8 protein-coding genes are annotated in these 20239 nt (G+C 62.0%); 4 read left to right on the top strand and 4 right to left on the bottom strand.

The features are described from left to right. Nucleotides 1-7: 7 nt before the first annotated feature. Nucleotides 8-604 carry a tRNA-uridine aminocarboxypropyltransferase gene (locus IB249_RS03995; RefSeq protein WP_192302204.1) on the top strand — a complete coding sequence of 199 codons (597 nt, stop codon included), beginning with the start codon at nucleotides 8-10 and terminating at the stop codon, nucleotides 602-604. Nucleotides 605-738: 134 nt separating this feature from the next. Here IB249_RS03995 and IB249_RS03990 read toward each other — a convergent pair whose 3' ends face one another. The 3 genes from IB249_RS03990 to IB249_RS03980 are packed head-to-tail and all read right to left on the bottom strand — an operon-like array spanning nucleotide 739 to nucleotide 5640. Continuing rightward, a complete protein-coding gene (locus IB249_RS03990) occupies nucleotides 739-2094 on the bottom strand; it encodes an HlyD family type I secretion periplasmic adaptor subunit (RefSeq protein ID WP_192302203.1) in 1356 nt (451 codons plus the stop codon). 9 nt (nucleotides 2095-2103) lie between these two features. Further along, nucleotides 2104-4263, bottom strand: coding sequence for a type I secretion system permease/ATPase (locus tag IB249_RS03985; protein ID WP_192302202.1), 2160 nt, complete (start codon nucleotides 4261-4263; stop codon nucleotides 2104-2106). Between the two features lie 18 nt (nucleotides 4264-4281). Beyond that, complete coding sequence (locus IB249_RS03980) at nucleotides 4282-5640, bottom strand: TolC family outer membrane protein (RefSeq protein ID WP_192302201.1); 1359 nt, start codon at nucleotides 5638-5640, stop codon at nucleotides 4282-4284. Nucleotides 5641-6231: 591 nt separating this feature from the next. Between IB249_RS03980 and IB249_RS03975 the strand changes: the two genes are divergently transcribed. From IB249_RS03975 to IB249_RS03965, 3 genes are all read left to right on the top strand, one after another. After that, nucleotides 6232-14106, top strand: coding sequence for a retention module-containing protein (locus IB249_RS03975; protein ID WP_192302200.1), 7875 nt, complete (start codon nucleotides 6232-6234; stop codon nucleotides 14104-14106). A 236-nt stretch (nucleotides 14107-14342) separates the two neighbouring features. Beyond that, the gene (locus tag IB249_RS03970) at nucleotides 14343-16328 is read left to right on the top strand and encodes a hypothetical protein (RefSeq protein ID WP_192302199.1); all 1986 of its coding nucleotides are present in this window, start codon (nucleotides 14343-14345) and stop codon (nucleotides 16326-16328) included. A gap of 224 nt (nucleotides 16329-16552) precedes the next feature. Continuing rightward, nucleotides 16553-18832 (top strand): autotransporter outer membrane beta-barrel domain-containing protein, encoded by a 2280-nt coding sequence (locus IB249_RS03965; RefSeq protein WP_192302198.1) that lies wholly within the window; start codon nucleotides 16553-16555, stop codon nucleotides 18830-18832. 67 nt (nucleotides 18833-18899) lie between these two features. Here the strand turns inward: IB249_RS03965 and IB249_RS03960 are convergent, their stop codons facing one another. Then, complete coding sequence (locus IB249_RS03960; protein WP_192302197.1) at nucleotides 18900-20096, bottom strand: hypothetical protein; 1197 nt, start codon at nucleotides 20094-20096, stop codon at nucleotides 18900-18902. Between the last annotated feature and the right edge of the window lie 143 nt (nucleotides 20097-20239).

Genomic DNA, 20239 nt, shown 5'->3' with positions numbered 1-20239 from the left:
GCAAACGATGTCCAGAATTCACTGCCCGCGTTGCCTGCGCCCGCAAAGTCATTGCCTGTGTGCATTGATTCCGAGCCTCGACAGCCGTACCCGGGTATTACTGTTGCAGCACCCCAGCGAAGTGAACCATGCACTGAACACCGCGCGGCTGGCTGCGCTGGGATTGAAGAACGCCGAATTGATCGTCGGCGAGGTGTTCGAGGACCTGCCGCATCGGTTGAACCCGCCGGGGTATCAGGCGCGATTGTTGTTTCCCGGCGACGAGGCGCAGCCAATGCAGGCCTACCGCTCGACCGATCAGCCGTTGCTGCTGGTGGTGCCCGATGGCACGTGGCGCAAGGCGCGCAAGATGCTGCACCTCAATCCGCTGTTGGCGGCGCTCCCTCGGGTGACCCTTGCCGACGGCGGCGTGTCGCGCTATCGACTGCGCAAGGCGCCGGGACCGGGGGCATTGTCGACGGTGGAGGCGATTGTGCAGGCGTTGCAGGTGCTGGAAGCGCCCGCCCGTTTCGAGCCGTTGCTGAAACCGTTCGAGGCGCTGATCGAGGGGCAGATCGCGGCGATGGGGGAGGAGGTTTTTCAGCGTAATCATGCGGACAGATAAGTGTTGACTGTACTGGCCTCATCGCGAGCAGGCTCGCTCCCACAGTGTTTTGTAGTGTTTACACGACCTGTGGACAACCGAGATCCCTGTGGGAGCGAGCCTGCTCGCGATGAGCCTCGCATGAACAGCCGAGCTTACCGCTCCCGCATCGCCTCGGTCCGTGCCTTCAGCACCGGTTTCAACAGATAATCCAGTACGCTTTTCTCCCCGGTGATGATATCCACCGTCGCCACCATGCCTGGAATGATCAGCAGCGGCTTCACGTCACCGCCCAGGTGATTCTTGTCGGTGCGCACCTGGATCAGGTAAAAGCTGTTGCCCTTGTCATCGGTGATCGTGTCGGCACCGATCAATTCCAGTCTGGCGCTCAGGCCGCCGTAAATCGTGTAGTCATAGGCCGTGAACTTGACCATGGCTTTCTGCCCCGGGTGCAGGAAGGCCACGTCCTGGGGGCGCACCTTGGCTTCGATCAGCAGGTTGTCCTCGATGGGGACGATTTCCACCATGTCGCTGCCCGGCTGGACCACGCCGCCGATGGTGTTGACCTTCAGCACCTTGATGATCCCGTGCACCGGCGACACCACGGTGGTGCGGCTCACCCGGTCATCGATGGCAATGCTCGATGCTGTGATTTTCGACAGGTCGGTGCGTTTCTCGTTGAGCTCTTTGGCCGCTTCCGAGCGGAAGGTCTGTTCCGATTCGTCGATCTTGCTCTTGATCTCGGCGATGGCCGCTTCGGCACGGGGAATCGCCAGCGTCGTGGCATTCAGCGAGCCGCGAATCTCCACCGCGCTACGCTTGAGCCGCAGGATTTCCACCGGCGACACCGCGCCGGTGCCCACCAGGGGCGCGGACATGTTCATTTCCTGTTGCAGCAGGGCCAGGCTGGAGCTGAATTGACTCTGCTTGGAGCGAAACTCCGCCAGTTCCTGGGTTTTCTGCCGCAGTTGTTCGCTCAGCGTGCGCTGTTCACTGGCCAGGCGACGCTGGCGCTGCTCGTACAGCGCGCGTTCGTCCTCGGCCACCTGCGGTGCCTTGTCGATCACTTCCTGGGTCAGCTTGAACGGCCGGCCCTCGGCCTCCGCCGACAGGCGCTCGACCTGTGCGGTCAAGGCATAGCGGTCGGCCTCGCTTTCACCCTTGTTCGACAGAAAGCGCGTGTCATCCAGGCGCAGCAGGGTGTCGCCCTTGTTCACCATTTGCCCTTCGCGAACGAAGATCTCGGTGACGATGCCGCCCTCCAGGTTCTGGATCACCTGAACCTTGCTCGAGGGGATCGCCTTGCCTTCGCCCATGGTGACTTCGTCCAGCACCGCGAATTTGGCCCAGACCACGGCGCTGATGATCAACGCCGCGGCGAGCCAGACGGTGATCCGCGACCAGCGCGGCGAATCCTGCAACGAGGCGCCGGCGGTTTCCGGCATGTATTCGCTCTCGGCGCTTTTGCTGAAGCTGTCGAAGTAACCGCGTGAACTTTGTGAAGATGCCATGGCGGCCTCCTAGACGGCCGCAGAGCCGACACGGCCCTTGCGCAGTGCATCGATGACCGCTTCTTTCGGACCGTCGGCGACGATCCTCCCGTTGTCCAGCACCACCAGCCGATCCACCAGACTGAGCATCGAGGTGCGGTGCGTGACCAGCAGCAGGGTCTTGCCCTGGACCAGGCCGTGAAGTTTCTGCCGCAGGATGTCCTCGCTGCTGTTGTCCATGGCGCTGGTGGGTTCGTCGAGCAACATGATCGGCGGGTCGAGCAACAGAGCTCGAGCCAGCAGCACGGCCTGGCGTTGACCACCGGAGAGCAACTGGCCACGCTCGCCGACCGGGCGGTCGAAGCCGTGTGGATGCTGACGCGCCAGTTCGGTGACACCGGTCAACTCGGCCACTTCCAGCATCCGCGAATCGCTGATGTAGCGCGCACCCAGGGTCAGGTTGTCGCGCAGGCTGCCGGCGAGCAACGGCAGGTCATGGGCCACGTAACCGATCTGTTGGCGCAGGTCGGCGACGTCCAGTTGTCGCAGGTCCAGGCCATCGAGCAGCAACTGCCCTTCACCGGGTTCGAAGAACCCCATCAACAACCGCCCCAGGGTACTTTTGCCCGAACCGCTGCGACCGATGATGCCCACCCGTTCACCGGGCTTGAGGCTGAAACTGATGTTGTTCAGTGCCGGCGCATTCTGGCCGTTGTAGTGGAAGGTCACACCGCTGACGTCCAGCGCGCCTTGCAGCTGAGTGCGTTCCAGCGGGCGCTGCCGGGCGTCGCGTTCCTGTGGCAGGCTCATCAGCGCGTCGGTGCTCTTCATGGTCAGTTGCGCTTGCTGATAGCGGGTGATCAGGCCGGCGATCTGTCCCAGCGGGGCCAGTACCCGGCTGCCGAGCATGTACGACGCCACCAGCGCCCCCACGCTGAGGTTGCCGGCGATGATGCTGTACACGCCGGCGACGATGGTCGCCATGCCGGAGAACTGCTGGATGAACAACGTACCGTTGGTGGCCAGCGCCGAGAGGTTGCGCGCATGGCTGTCGAGGCGGGTGAGGGCGCCGTGGGTGCTTTCCCATTTGTGCTGGCGTTCGCTTTCGGCGCTGCAGGCCTTGAGGGTTTCCAGGCCGCCGAGGGTTTCGATCAACAGCGCCTGGCGCTCGGCGCCGAGGGTCAGGCTTTTTTGCACGGTGTCACGCAGGCGCGCCTGGATCACCATGGCAAACACGATGGTGATCGGGAAGGCGAGCAACGGAATCACCACCAGCCAGCCACCGAGCAGGCCGATCACCACCAGCATCAGTACGACGAAGGGCAGGTCGATCAGGCTGGTCAGGGTGACGGCGGTGAGGAATTCACGCAGTCCCTGGAAGTCATGGATGCTCTGGGCAAATCCGCCGATGGTCGCCGGGCGTGCCTTCATGGACATGCCGGTGATGCGCTCGAACAGCGTTGCCGACAGGATCACGTCGGTTTTCTTGCCGGCGGTGTCCAGCAGGTGCGCGCGCACGACCCGCAGCGCCAGTTCGAAGCCGGTGCCGATCAGCAAGCCGATGGACAGCACCCACAGGGTCGAAGTGGCCTGGTTCGGCACCACCCGGTCGTAGGTCTGCATCACGAACAGCGGCACCATCAACCCCAGCAGGTTGATCAGGAAACTGGCGAGGATGGCGTCGCTGTACAGCCATTTCGACAGCTTCAACGTGTCGCGAAACCACGCTTCGACCCGGGGCACCAGGGGCGAGCGCAGGTCTTCGAGCTCATGCCGTGGACGGGCGAACAAGGCCTGGCCGCTGTAGTTTTCAGTGAGTTCCTCGCGGCTGACCCATTGCTCGCCGCCGTCTGCCTCGCTTGGCAGGATCAGCAGGCGGCCGTCTTCGCCGAAGCGACGCAGGACCGCCGTGCGACCGTTGTTGAGGATCAGCATGACGGGCAGGTTGAGCGGGGAAATGTCCTGCAGGTCACGGCGCAGCAGGCGTGCCTGCAAACTGGCCCGGGCCGCCGCGCGGGGCAGCAGGTCCGGGCTCATGCGTTGGTGTGCCATTGGCAGCCCGGCACTGAGGCTGGCGCGACTGACCGTCGCGCCATGGAGTTTGCAGAGAATCAGCAGCCCGTCCAGAAGCGGGTCGTCGAAGCTCAGCCGTGGATCGACACCGGTGTTGCCCGGTTCCATGCTGGTCACAGGGATCGCTCCATTGCGTTATCTCAACTCAGGCAGGCGAGCTTCACTTTTCACTTCGGTCCTGGCGACCGCATCGGCGGGCAGCACCACGCGCTGCTTGCTCAACAACTCGCCCATGTTCGCCAGGACACGGTACATCGAGAACTCCTCGGTGTAGCGTACCTCGGTATAGCGGCGGTTGGCGTTGTAGAGTTCGTTTTCACTGTCGAGCACGTCGAGCAGGGTGCGTTGGCCGAGGCCGAACTGATCCTGGTAGGCCGCGCGCACACGGGTGGTGGTTTCGGCGTATTCGCGGGCGGTCGGCGTTTGTTTGCGGGCGTTGAGCATGGCGTTCCAGGCCAGGCGGATGTTTTCGTTGAGCTGGCGCAGGGCGTTGTTGCGGATGTCCAGGGCCTGATTGATCTTGTGTGCATCAGAGGCCAGCCGCGCCTTGTCGCTGCCGCCACGGAACAGGTTGTAGTTCATCACGATGCCGACGCGCCACTCGTTGTCGTGGCCTTCCTCACCCGCGATGTTGTTGTTCGCACCCACCGCCGCTTCCGCGTCGAAGCGCGGGTAGAACGGCGATTTGGCCACTTCGTACTGGCTCTCGGCGGATTGCACGTCGGCCTGGGCCGATTTCAGGTACGGGTTGTTATCGACCATGCTCTGCTGGGCGTCCTGGATCGAGGCGGGCATTTCGCCGCGAATCGACGGCGCGGTTTCCAGTTCGTCGGGCAGGCGCCCGACCACGGCGAAGAAGTTCGCTTCGGCGTCGGCCAGGTCGACCTCGGCAGTGTCGAGGTTGTTCTCGGCCAGTGCGCGACGGGCCACGGATTGATCGGCGTCGGCATTGCTGCCGATGCCGCGCTGGGTGCGCAGGCCGATCTGGTCGTTGACCCGCAGGTGCGCCTGCAGGTTGTTCTTGGCCAGGGTCACCAGTTCGCGCCGCTTGAGCACTTCGAGATAGACCTCGATGGTGCGCAGGGCCAGGTCCTGGGCGGTGCCCTGGGCGTAATAGGCCCGGGAGTTGACCACGCCCTTGGTGCGCTCGACTTCGTTGGAGGTGTTGAAACCGTCGAACAGCATCTGCCGCAAACGCAGCTCCGACTGGGTGTAATTGAGGATTTCGGTGTGGTGATTACCGAAGGCCCGGGTGTTGGTGTTGTCGCTGTACCCGCGCCCGTACGAGGCGTTCAGGTCGACGGAAGGGTAAAACCCGCCCTTGGCGACTTTCACGTCTTCATCCGCCGACAGACGGCTGTCCACCCGCGATGCCAGTTCCGGGTGAGTGGCGATGGTGCTCTGGATCGCCTCGGTCATGGTCATGGCCTGAGCCTGGGAGATGCAGGCCATGGCCAATAGAATCGAGCTGCAAAGGGGGGTCAGTCGGCGCATGGGTACATCTCCCTGAAATCCTAATAGTGCTTTATCAGTCGCCAAATATTTGACGACATTTATGGGTAAAACCGTTTCATACTTGTAACATCAGAGCTAAGAACATTCTTGAAAGAAACTTAGAAGTTTTTCTCATAATAGTTATTCCAAAAAAAACTTATGCACTCCGAAAAATCCAGCACATTGTTCAATCCGTGAACCCCTTGTTTCATGAGCCTTAGGGAGCTTATCGAGGGGTTACGGAAAGTTCCATCGACTTATCGACATGGGGCGAAGAAGTGTTGGAGGGGAGGGACGCGGAACGGTTTTTGAGTGACGGTTTTTTGTCACTCACTGCTTCAAAACCGTTACGCATCGCTCGCAGGAGGGTGAATTCGCAACAGCAACCTGATGTGATTGATTGCATTGGGTTTTATGTTGAAACGGAGCACCTGGCCGCGAGCGAATCGCTTGGCGAGAACGTCGCCGGGGCAGCGGCTTGATGGGCAAAGCCGCTGCCCGGTCGACGATCCGCCGTTCACCCGTTTGTGCCATCGCATTTCTTCGCCAACAACAGGATGCCAACAGACGTTGGCAGCGGAGGAAATGCACATGGCTACGCTCATCGGTATCGTCAGTAAGGTCATTGGTCAGGTGTTCGCCGAATCCGGCGACGGCACTCGCCGCGCTCTGATCGAGGGGGACCGCCTGTTTGCCGGCGATCAACTGGTGACCGGAGCCGATGGCGCCGTGGCGGTGCACCTGCAAAACGGCCAGGAGCTGACCCTTGGGCGTGGCAGCAGCCTGAACATGAACGCGCAGTTGCTGGCCGATCGAGTGCCTCACGTGGAAACGGCCGAGGCGGCCACGCCGACCCAGGCCCAACTGACTGACGTCGAGCAGCTGCAAAAAGCCATCGCTGCGGGCGACGACCCGACGCAAACCGCCGAGGCGACGGCAGCCGGTCCGGGCGCGCCAGGCGCTCCCGGTGGCGGTGCCCTGGGGGGCGGCCACAGTTTCGTGATGCTCGAGGAAGTGGCGGGTCGGGTCGATCCGACCATCGGTTTCCCGACGGCCGGTTTCAACGGCATTCCCGAGTTTCCCCTGGAGCGCCTGGCCGGTGACCCTGACAATGGCGGGCCGGATGCAGCCATTCCCTCGATCGTGCCGGACACCCCGGACAACCCCGTCACCCTTGACGGTCTGTCGGTGGAAGGCGGTGAGCTGACGGTCAACGAAGCGAACCTGAGTAACGGTTCACTCGACAACCCGGCGGCGCTGACCCAGAACGGCACGTTCTCGGTGTCTGCTCCCGACGGCTTGAGCAACCTGAGCGTTGGCGGGATCAATGTGGTCAGCAACGGCGTGATCGCCGGTTTCCCACAAGCGATCACCACGCCGTTGGGCAACACCCTGACCGTGACCGGTTACAACCCGGCCACCGGCGTGGTGAGCTACAGCTACACCCTCAACGGCAACGAAGCGCATGCGACGGGTGACGGACAGAACAACCTCAGTGAACACTTCACCGTGGTCGCCACGGACAGCGATGGTGATACCGCCACGGGTTCGCTGGACGTCAACATCACCGACGACGTGCCCAAAGCCGTGGACGACAGCAACGCCGGCACCGCCACCTCGACCCATCTGACCCTCGACGGCAACGTGCTGACCAATGACGTGCAAGGCGCCGACCGCGTGCCGACCGGTCCGGACAGCGGACCGATCACCGCCGGGACCTTCACCGGCACCTACGGCACCCTGGTGCTCAACGCCAATGGCACCTACACCTACACGCTGAACACCGGCACCCCAGGGTTCCAGGCGCTGCACGAAGGGGGCAGTGGCACCGAGACCTTCACCTACACCCTGACCGATGCCGATGGCGACACCAGCACCGCCAATCTGGTGCTGAACATCCAGAACAATGGGGTCAGTCTGGGTGGCCTCGACGTGACGGGCGGCGAACTCACCGTCTACGAAAAAAACCTTACCTACGGCACCGACCCGGATGCCCCGGCGTTGACCCAGACCGGCACCTTCACCGTGACCGCGCCCGATGGCTTGCAGACCCTGACCGTCGGCGGCATACCGGTGATCAGCGGCGGCGTGACGGCGGGCTTCCCGCAAACGATCCTCACCGACAGCGGGGCGAACTTCACCATCACCGGCTACAACCCGGCGACCGGCGTGGTCACCTACAGCTACACCCTGAACAACGCCGATACCCATCCGAATGCCGACGGCACCAACAGCGTCTCCGAGCATTTCACCGTGGTTGCGACCGACACCGATGGCAGCACCGCCACCGGGCAGATCGACGTCAACATCGTCGACGACCTGCCGACCGCCAATCCCGACAAGGCGTCGGTGGGCGAAGGCGGCATCATCGAAGGCAACGTGCTGGCCAATGACGTGGCGGGTGCCGATGGCCTCGCGGCGGGCGGCGGCGTGGTCGGCGTGCGCGCAGGTTCCGATACCTCGACCCCGGTCAGCGGCGGCCTCAACACCCAGATCAATGGCACCTACGGCTACCTGATCCTCGATGCCCAGGGCAACGCCGAGTACCACAGCTACCCGAACGCGGTGAATGGCCCGGGTGCCAGCGACACCTTCACCTACACCATCCGCGATGCCGATGGCGACCTGAGCACCACCACCGTCACGGTCGACGTGATCAACAGTTGCCTCACTGCGGCGGTCGATAACGAGGTGACGGTCTACGAAAAAGCCCTGGACCTGAACCAGGATGGCAAGGATCTGGCCCCCGGCACGGTGACCGGCAGCGATCCGACCCATACCGGTGAAACGGCTTCCGGCACGCTGGTGGGTTCGGTCACCGGCGGCTCCGGGACCATCACTTACACTCTGGTGGGCAGCAATCAGGGCAATTACGGCCAGATTCAGCTCAATGCGGACGGCACCTACACCTACACCCTGACGTCGCCGGCCAGCACCACGCCGCATGCGGACAACGGGGCCAATACGCTGACCGAAACCTTCACCTACCAGGCCACGGACTGGATCGGCAACAAGGTCACCAGCACCATCGTGGTCAACATCGTCGACGACGTGCCCAAGGCCGTGGACGACAGCAACAGCGGCACCGCCACGTCCAGCCAACTGACGCTCGATGGCAATGTGCTGAGCAATGACGTGCAGGGCGCCGACCATGTGGCGACCGGGCCGAGTGCCGGGCCGATCACCGCCGGCACCTTCACCGGCACCTACGGTACGTTGGTGCTGAACGCCAACGGCACCTACACCTACACGCTGAACACTAGCGGCGCAGGTTTCCAGGCGCTGCACGAAGGCGGCGCCGGCACCGAGACGTTCACCTACACCCTGACCGACGCTGATGGTGACACCAGCACCGCCAACCTGGTGCTGAACGTCCATAACAGCGGCGTTACCCTGGGTGGCCTTGATGCCAATGGCGGCGAGCTCACCGTCTACGAGAAAAACCTCACCTACGGCACCGATCCGGATGCCCCGGCGCTGACCCAGACCGGCACCTTCACCGTGACCGCGCCTGATGGCTTGCAGACCCTCACCGTCGGCGGCATTCCGGTCATCAGCGGCGGTGTGACGGCAGGCTTCCCGCAAACGATCCTCACCGACAGCGGGGCGAACTTCACCATCACCGGCTACAACCCGGCGACCGGCGTGGTCACCTACAGCTACACCCTGAACAACGCCGACACCCATCCGAATGCCGACGGCACCAACAGCGTCTCCGAGCATTTCACCGTAGTGGCCACGGACACCGATGGCAGCACCGCCACCGGGCAGATCGACGTCAACATCGTCGATGACCTGCCGACTGCCCATGCCGACAACGCGTCGGTGGGCGAGGGCGGCATCATCGAAGGCAATGTGCTGGCGAACGACATCGCCGGCGCCGATGGCCTCGCGGCGGGTGGCGGCGTGGTCGGCGTGCGTTTCGGTTCCGATACGTCGACCCCGGTCACGGGTGGCCTCAACACCCAGATCAACGGCACATACGGTTACCTGATCCTCGACGCCCAGGGCAATGCCGAGTACCACAGCAACCCGAACGCGGTCAGCGGCCCCGGTGCCAGCGACACGTTCACCTACTCCATCCGCGATGCCGACGGCGACGTCAGCACCACCACTGTCACGGTCGACGTGATCAACAGCTGCCTCACGGCGGCTGTCGATAACGAATTGACCGTCTACGAAAAAGCCCTGGACCTGAATCAGGACGGCAAGGACCTCGCGCCTGGCACCGTCGTCGGCAGCGATCCAACCCACACCGGCGAAACCGCCTCCGGCACCCTGGTGGGTTCGGTCACGGGCGGCTCCGGCACCCTCACCTACACTCTGGTGGGCAGCGACCATGGCAATTACGGCCAGATCCTGCTCAACCCGGACGGCACCTACACCTACACCCTGACCTCGCCGGCCGGTACCACGCCGCAAGCGGACAACGGGACCAACACCGTTACAGAAACCTTCACCTATCAGGCCACCGACTGGATCGGCAACAAGGTGACCAGCACCATCGTCGTCAACATCGTCGACGACGTGCCCAAAGCTCACGCCGACAACGCGTCGGTGGGCGAGGGCGGCATCATCGAAGGCAATGTGCTGGCGAACGACATCGCCGGCGCCGATGGACTCGCGGCAGGCGGCGGCGTGGTCGGCGTGCGCGCGGGCTCCGACACCTCGACCCCGGTCAGCGGCGGCCTCAACACCCAGATCAACGGCACCTACGGCTACCTGATCCTCGACGCCCAGGGCAATGCCGAGTACCACAGCAACCCGAACGCCGTGAATGGCCCGGGTGCCAGCGACACCTTCACCTACTCCATCCGCGATGCCGACGGCGACGTCAGCACCACCACGGTCACGGTCGACGTGATCAACAGCTGCCTCACGGCCGCGGTCGATAACGAACTCACCGTCTACGAAAAAGCCCTGGACCTGAATCAGGACGGCAAGGACCTCGCGCCTGGCACCGTCGTCGGCAGCGATCCAACCCACACCGGCGAAACGGCTTCCGGCACCCTGGTGGGTTCGGTCACGGGCGGCTCCGGCACCCTGACCTACACCCTGGTGGGCAGCGACCACGGCAATTACGGCCAGATCCTGCTCAACCCGGACGGCACCTACACCTACACCCTGACCTCGCCGGCCGGCACCACGCCGCAAGCGGACAACGGGACCAACACCGTTACAGAAACCTTCACTTATCAGGCCACCGACTGGATCGGCAACAAGGTGACCAGCACCATCGTCGTCAACATCGTCGACGACGTGCCCAAAGCTCACGCCGACAACGCGTCGGTGGGCGAGGGCGGCATCATCCAGGGCAACGTGCTGGCCAATGACGTGGCGGGTGCCGACGGACTTGCAGCGGGTGGCGGCGTGGTCGGCGTGCGCGCGGGCTCCGACACCTCGACCCCGGTCAACGGCGGCCTCAACACCCAGATCAACGGCACCTACGGTTACCTGATCCTCGATGCCCAGGGCAATGCCGAGTACCACAGCAACCCGAACGCCGTGAATGGCCCGGGTGCCAGCGACACGTTCACCTACTCCATCCGCGATGCCGACGGCGACGTCAGCACCACCACGATTACGGTCGACGTCAACAACAGTTGCCTCACTGCGTCCGCCGATAACGACGTGACCGTGTACGAGAAAGCCCTCGACCTGAACCAGGACGGCCAGGACCTCGCCCCTGGCACGGTCACCGGCAGCGATCCCCATCACACCGGCGAAACCGGCTCGGGCACGCTGGTGGGGTCGGTCACCGGCAATTCGGGTTCGGTTACGTACACCCTGGTCGGCAGCGATCACGGCACCTATGGCCAGATCCAGCTCAACCCGAACGGCACCTACACCTACACCCTGACCTCGCCGGCCAGCACCACGCCGTCGGCCAACAACGGCGCGAACACGCTGAGCGAAAGCTTCACCTACAAGGCCACCGATAACCTGGGCAACACCAGCTTCAGCACGATCAAGGTCAACATCGTCGACGACGTGCCCAAGGCTGTTCCTGTCGAGCGTTCCGTGGCGGCAGCGGAGGTCGACACCAACCTGCTGCTGGTGATCGATGTGTCCGGCAGCATGAAGGACCCCTCCGGCGTGACCGGCCTGTCGCGGCTGGAACTGGCCAAGCAAGCGATCAGCGCCTTGCTCGACAAGTACGACGACCTGGGCGACGTGAAAGTGCAGATCGTCACCTTCAGCAGCGGTGCGTCGGATAAAACCGAAGTCTGGACCGACGTGGCCTCGGCCAAGTCGATCATCGCCGGCCTGAAGGCCGACGGTAATACCAACTACGACGCCGCCGTGGCCGTGGCGAAAGATGCGTTCGACACCAGCGGCAAAATCGTCGGCGCACAGAATGTCGGCTACTTCTTCTCCGACGGCAAACCCAACGAAGGCGACATCGGCAAGACCGACGAGGCGAACTGGAAGTCGTTCCTGGAAGAGAACCACATCAAGAACTACGCGATCGGTCTGGGCAACGGGGTCAGCAATGCCAACCTGGATCCGCTGGCGTATGACGGCAGCGCCGGAACCGGTCACGGCACCAACACCAACGCCACGGTGGTGACGGACCTCAACCAGCTCAACTCGGTGTTGTCGGGCACGGTGGTCGGTGCGCCGATCACCGGTTCGCTGGTGGGCGACGGCGGTTCGTTTGGCGCCGACGGCGGGTTCGTCAAAACCATCACCGTCGATGGCACCACCTACACCTTCGACCCCAAGGGCGACAACAACAAGGGCGCCGTGGGTTTCAGCGGCGGCGCCAACCACGGCACCTTCAACACCACCGACAACACCCTGAGCATTGCCACCAACGGCAAGGGCACCCTGGTGGTGAACCTCGACACGGGCGAGTACACCTACACCTCGCAGAAAGCCACGACCACGACGATCACCGAGAACATCGGCTACACCCTCAGCGACAACGACGGCGACCTGGCCAGTTCGACCCTGGTGGTCAAGGTCGTACCGAACGCGCCACCGGTGGCGGTCGCCGACCATGTCATCACCAACGTGCTGTCGGGCAATATCACGCTGCCGGCCGATGCGTTGCTGGCCAACGACACCGACCCCAACGGCAACCCGCTGACCGCCTCCCCGATCACCTTCAACACCGGGTGGGTGGCCAAGGGCGCAGACTTCACCGGCAGCAACCCGAACTTCGGCTTCACCGGCAGCAATGCCCAGAGCGTGACCATCGCCCGCAGTGCCTTCGTCGCCAACACAATGGCCATGACGGCGATGCTGGTGGTCAGCGGCGCACTGGGTGCGGTCACCACCAAAAACAGCAATGACGAGGATCGCATCAACGTCACCCTCAAACAGGGTGAAACCCTCAACCTGGATCACAACCTGGCGGCCGGCCACGTCTCTCTGGAGTATTCGGTCAATGGTGGCCCGTTCATCTCGATCGGCGATGGCCAGACCATCACCGCCAACGTGGATGGCACCTACCAGATCCATATCACCAACCTTGACGAGGGTGGCAAGAACGACAGCGGCAAGGGAGCGGAAAACTACAAGCTGACCCTGACGGTCGATTATTCCGGCGCCCACGACATCACGCCGGACTACCACGGCACCTACACCGCCAACGATGGCCATGGTGGCAGCGGCAATGCCGACGTGAGCATCACCTATCAGGACGGCCACACCCTGACGGGCACCACGGGCGATGACGTACTCCTGGCGGGCACCGGCGCCAACGTGATCCACGCCGGTGACGGCAACGATGTGCTGACCGCCGGTGACGGCAATAACGAACTGCACGGCGAGGCCGGCAACGACTTGCTCTACAGCGGGGCGGGCAACGACCTGCTGGACGGCGGCACGGGCATCGACACCGCGAGCTATGCCCACGCCACGGCCGGGGTCAAGGTCGACCTGAGCCTGCTGGGGCCGCAGAACACCCTGGGGGCGGGCACCGACACCCTGACCGGCATCGAGAACCTGATCGGTTCCGACTACAACGACACGCTCATCGGCGACAGCCACAACAACACCCTCGTCGGCGGCCTCGGCAACGACGTGCTCAACGGTGGCGCTGGCGATGATTTGCTGATCGGCGGACTGGGCAACAACACCCTGACCGGAGGTGCGGGTTCGGACACCTTCCAGTGGCTCCAGGGCAACAGCGGCCACGACGTGGTCACCGACTTCACCCCGGGCACCGACAAGCTCGACCTGTCACAACTGCTGCAGGGCGAGAATGGCACGGCGGCGTCGCTGGATGACTACCTGCACTTCAAGGTCACCGGCAGCGGCGATTCACTGGTCACCACCATCGACGTCAGCGCCATGGCCGGCGCCGCGCCGAACCAGACCATCGACCTGGCCGGGGTCGACCTGGCCAGCCACTACGGGGTGACACCGGGGGCGGGCGGGCTGATCGCCGGGGCGGACACCGCCACCATCATCAACGGCATGCTCAATGACCATTCGTTGAAGGTCGATACCGTGTGACCTGAAGCCCACTGAAAAAACCCGCCATCCCTGTCGAGGGGAGGGCGGGTTTTTTTGTGTCTGTGATTTTCCCGGGTGTCCGACCGGCGGTAGCAAAACCTGTGATTTATGACAGTAGGCACCGGTGCAGGGCTGCCGTTAAATCAAGGTGCCTGAGTGATGAGTGCCGGTGTTCCGTCCGGCATTGGACGACCACGCGTCGGAGCGATAACGCTCGACTTCACGGAGTATGGAAAATGTCAAAAGAAGAACGCCTTCCCAGTGCCGACAAACGCACGCGCTACATGGACTATCGCACCAGCATTCTCCTGGCGGATAAGGAAATGCCTACCCCTGCGGATACCAATAAACTTTTGGACCCTTTGGTTCAGGACGGTCCGCATTACCTGCCTTTTGCCTATGCGGGCAAACCCCAGGATTGGAAGATTCCAACCTTTCCTGAATGGGATCATCCCATCGCGACCCTGTGTGAAGCCCGCATGACAGTCGACGGGACCCCAGACGCCATCACTTATGAGTTCAGCCAGGTAACCCCCCTCAACCCGCCACCGCCGATCCCGATGACCTTGCACCTGGCAACCAAGGACAATCCAGGGTTGCGCAAAATCAGCTACACCTGGATTTTTGGCGGTAATGCGGCGCCTACGGTCGGTACATTCGAGTACATGGTCGATTTCGCGAAGCCGGTGCTCGACACCAAGATCGTTGTACCGCAATCGGTTATCGATGCGGGCATCGGCCCGGAGGATTTCGAAAACGGAAAAACCATCACCTTGACCTATCCCGATTACTCGAACAAACGGTTGGGTGACACCCTCAAGTGTTTCATCGGCCAGGACAAAATTGTCAAGGCTGAAGTGGGGTCGATAACCTTTGATGAAGGCAATATAGGGAGCCCGATCACCTTCGAGCTCACTGCTGCTCACGTCGGCAATCGTAACGGGAATTATATTTTCTTCTGTGAGGCGGTCAGTTATCCGGGGGTCGCGGCCGATTCCTCGGACGAGACGCCCGTCTTTATATCCAGAGACCTCAGACCCGTTGTGGCTGAGCCACTGGATGTTCCGCAGATTCAGGATGAGAACACCGACACGCTCGAAGTCAACCAGTTGGTTGATGGTGTAACGGCCGGCCTGAAAAACCTGATTCCGAACTTCAACACTGCGTTGGACCGAATGGTGATCTCGATCGATGGTGTCGATCAAAAAGAGGAACCCATCGCCGGCTTCCCGTTCCAGCACAAGCTGCTTAATACATCCCTGCTGCTCCAGGGCGAAGGCAGGAGGCAGGTCGAGCTGGGTTACCGGATCAAGCGCGGCGACTATTACTTCCCGAAAACCCCGATTACCAGACAAGTCTGGCTGGATGTGCGCAAGCCCGCAGCACCTTTCGATCCGAACAATCCCGACCCGCCGGATGTGACGCTGCAGCGACCATGGATCCAGGGGCCGGTCAGCACGGATAGAAATGTACTGACGGCTGCCGACAAGCAAAGTAATCGACCGGTCGACGGATTTCTGCCCTATCACCCGCGTTTCAAAGCAGGCGATACGGCACAATTTTTAATCAATTCTCATCCAGCGCCGCGGCCAAATGGGGTTTGGGTGTATCCATTGACTGGCCCTGCTCCGGACCCGGCAGTCCCCATCTCCTTCAAGTTCGACTGGATCTGGCTGATGGATACCGTGGGTAACGATCCCTCTGCACAGTTGACGGTACTGGTCACCCATGACCTGAACGCCAACGAGGCCATGTCAGTCCACGATAACGCGGACATCAACATCACTCCGATCACGCTGGGGCAGGCGGGGTTACTGCACATGGACCCCAATCCTCTCGTGGGCTTTATCTGCAAGTCGTTGCGCAGCCTGCCCAATGGCGATGTGGTCGGGGTGGTTCATATTCCTGGCGACACTCGGCTGCAAGATAACGAAGTCTCGCTGCAGTACGGCGGTTACCCCACGCCTGCCGGTATCGATACGGACCTCATTCACGGAACGTTTTTCGAGAAAAAATACACACCTGATGCAGTCGAAGCGGCGAGCGGCTTCGATCTTTACGTCCCTTATGCTTTCTTGCTCAGGACCCTCAACGCGTATGCCCGCGTCGACTATTACGTCACGATCAAGGACGAATTCGTCCCTACCAAGGGCGCTGTCGTGCGGCTCAACATGAGTTTTGGCGGGGGCACCTGCGATATCAGCAATCCCATTCCTGTCTAACTTGAGCCTGACCGGCGCATGTCTGTTCGCCAGGTTCAAAACGCCTATCCGGTGTGGATACACCGGATAGGTATTCCTGTATCTGGTGGATTTCCTACGTCTGATTTTTCTTATGCCTTCAGATTAGTCCTACATCCGTGTGTAGGTCGTCTAGGTATCGTCCGCATCCCTCAACGTTCTCCGCTTTCTTCGCAGGAGACGAGTAGACGAAAAAGGACAGACCCATGAATTTCGAAATCCCGGTGTCAAACAAACCTGCGAGTACCTTCACGTTCAAAGCGCTGGCCTTGTTGCCGGCGTTTTTTCTGATCAGCCCTTCGGCCCTGGCTGCCGTGATCATCGGCGCTGGCGAGGATGTCACGATCGGTCCTGGCGAGCCGCTCAGCGACTATGTGGTCAACAACGGTGGTGTGCTCAATGTGCTGGGCGCCACCACCCAGAGTTTGACCATCAATCGCGGATCGATCCTGAACATTGACGGTGGCATCATCAACGGCAATGCCGACGGCCACGGGATTCTGTTCGTGGAAGGCCAGGGCAATATCCGCAATGCCATCGTGACCGCCGACGCCCAGGCGTTGTGGGTCGCTCGCGATCCGTCGGCGACCCAGGGCTCGACGGTCACGGCCACCGACAGCCAGTTCCGTGGCGGTGAAACCGGCGGCCTGGTCACCGGGTTGAGCACCTTGACCCTGATCAACAGCCAGCTGATCGGCACCGATAGCGGCAGCCTCGGGCTGGACAGCCGCGGCGGTTACGTCAGCGCACTGGCCGGTTCGTTGATCAGCGGTGACATCGTCGGCGTGCAAATGACCAACGACGCCAGTGGCCCCGGGGTCAACACCTTGCTGCTGGACGGCTCCACCGTCGAAGGGCGCAACGGCCCGGCGATCCTGGTCAAGGACGGCGTGCAGGGCGCCACCATCCAGGTGCAGAACAACTCGGTGCTGCGTGCCGGCGACGGCAATCTGCTCAAGGTCCAGGGCGCTTCCTCCGCCAGCATGAATGTGGTCAACAGTGCCCTGGAAGGCAACGTGCAAGTGCTGGAAAACAGCAACGTCGACCTCTCGTTCAACGCCGGGTCGATGGTTGGCGACATTCTGCGCGAGGACGGCTCGACCGCCAATGTCACGCTGAACAACGGCTCGTCCTTCACCGGCCGCCTGAACAACAGCAACCTCAGCCTCAACAGTGGCTCGAGCCTGACCATGGTCGGCGACGACAGCATCGACACCTTGTCGCTGAACGACGGCAAGGTCAGCTTCGGCGCTGCCGGCGCGGCCCGTGCGTTTCGTCAACTGGACGTGACGAACCTGGACGGCAGCGGCATCATCGAGATGAAGGGCAACTTCGCCACCGGTGAAAGCGACCTGCTCAAGGCCGGGACCGCCACCGGCAGCTATGAATTGTCGGTGGAGGCGTCGGGCAAGGATGCCACTTCGCCCCATGAACTGACGCTGGTGCAGGTCGACAACAACCAGGCGGCGTTCTCGCTGCTCGGCGGTCGGGTCGATGTCGGCACCTTCGAGTACGACCTTGTCGAACGCGCCAGCGCCACGGGCGGCACCGAGTATTTCCTCAGCCCGACCACCAAGCTCAGCGCCGGTGCGAAGTCGGTGGCGGCGCTGTATCAAACGGCCATGACCGTGTCCTATGGCGAGTTGAAAGCGCTGGAAAACCGCATGGGCGAACTGCAGGCGAACGAACACCTTTACGGCCTCTGGGTACGCCCTTACGCCAACAAATGGAACGTTGACCAGGGCTCTTCCGGGGTCGGGTATACCCAGCAACAGCAAGGGTTTTCCATGGGGGCCGACGCCCGGCTGGACGACAGCTTCTGGCGCGTCGGTGTCCTGGCGGGCTACAGCAAGTCCGACCTCGACCTTGATCGCGGGACCTCGGCCACGGTGGACAGCTACTACTTCGGGCCTTATTTCGGCTGGATGGATCCGCAGTCCGGCTACTACGTCGACGGCGCCCTGAAGTTCAACCGGTTTCGCAACGAAGCCAAGGTCACCATGAGCGATGGCAAGCGCGCCAAGGGTGACTACGACAACTCCGCCGTGAGTGCGATGGTCGAAGCCGGTCGCCATATCGACCTGGGCAATGACTGGTTCGCCAAACCCTCTGCCCAGTTGTCCGCTGCGGTGATCCAGGGCAAGGACTATCGCCTGGACAACGGCATGGAAGCGCAAGGCGACCGCACCCATTCGCTGCGCACCAAACTGGGCGTCACCGCCGGACGCAGCCTGCAGTGGGGCGACTCCCACGTGCGGCCCTACGGGCGTGTGGCGCTGATTCACGAATTTGCCTCCAACGACAACGTGCAGGTCAACGGCAACCAGATCAACAACGACCTGTCCGGCAGCGGTGTCGAGGTCGGCACCGGGATCACGATTTCGATGTCGGAAAAACTGCGCTTCGATGTCGGCGTGGATTACGCCAAGGGCAAGGACATCGAGCAACCGGTGGCGGCGACGTTTGGCGTGAGCTACCAGTGGTAAATCCCGGGACGAAAAAAATCGCTGAATCAGCGATTTTTTTCGTTGGGCCTGCATCTGATCGATCGCGTCATGCCGTGCGGGTAAAGGTGATGCTGTTCGACTCGGCGTCTTCGTCATCGGCGGCCACCGCACTGACGACATAGGTGGTGCCGACTTGCAGGGAGGTGATGAGCGTGGCCCATGCCCCTTGATCGTTGGCCTCTTCGGTTTTGCTGCCGACCGTGTCGTTGACCTTGATTTTGACCGCACCCAGCGGCTCGGTCTTGCCGCTGACTTTCACCCAGCTTGACGAGGTGCTGCCGTTATCGACGATTTCTGCGTTGGCATCATGGACGCGGGTCTCGTAGGGCGCATTGTTCACTTCCACGGTCAACGGGTACGGGTCGGAAGTGCCGCCGTCGGTGTAAAGGGCAACACTGGTGAGGGAGTAGCCCTTGGGCGTCAGCGGGCCGATCGGATGCTGATAACGACCGGTCGCGGGGTCCACGGTGGCCTCGCCCAGCGAGTCGCTGCCGTCGAACACTTCGATCTTTTCGCCCTTTTCACCGGCGCCTTCGACCCGCAGCGAGGTCTTGGTGGTCGCGCTGCCTTTGGGAATCTCGTTGCCGTCAACATCGGTGACTCGGTCGAGGGTGACCAGCTCGATGGCAGCCAATACGGTGAAATTGAAAACGGTCGATTCGTTGTCGTTGCTGCCCTTGACCTTGATGCGGTAGGTGGCGGGCGTCAGACCCGTCAGCTCTATCGAGTATTTCCCGCATTCATTGGCGGGCTGCGTTTCAAGTGAGGTCTCACCATTGAACGCCTCGACATCCTGATTCGGCACGGCGTTGCCATTGAGGGTCACGGAGGTTTCGCGAATTGAATCATTGTCGGCAATCGGCTTGCCGTCGCTGAGTACTTCGTTGATGGTCGGGGTCAGGGTGGCAGCGGTAAATTTCTTCGGCGCGGCGACCGGTCCGGTTCCCCACTGACCGACGGCCCGGATGTTGTAGCAGTCGAGCGTCTTCACATCGAGCATCGGCGTTTCCCATGCGCCGACACTATCGCTGGTGGCTTCGCCCAGTTTCTCATTGACGTTGTACACGAAGATGTCCTGGTTCGGTTCTGCGCCATTGCCGATGATCTTGTACGAGGCTTTGTAGAACGTGCGGCCAATGATGTTGATGCCGTCGGGATCATTGATTCGCAGGATCGTCAGTAGAATGCTGGCTTCGGTATCGTCGGGGGACTGCGAAGGATTGCTCGAGGAGGAAGCGGTCATGGCAATGACTCCGTTCAAGTGGGGATACGGAGTGATTTAAGGCCTCGGAACGCCGGGTTGCCTACTGTCAGAAGTAACAGGTTTTCAGGAGTTTCCGATGAGTGGATACGCCGTGGGACGACGGATTCCCAACGTTTCATGAA

Source organism: Pseudomonas sp. PDM04 (assembly GCF_014851765.1).
Taxonomy (GTDB): Bacteria; Pseudomonadota; Gammaproteobacteria; order Pseudomonadales; family Pseudomonadaceae; genus Aquipseudomonas.
Note: the sequence above shows the minus strand (reverse complement) of the source record. Positions and strands in the feature narration are given on the sequence as shown.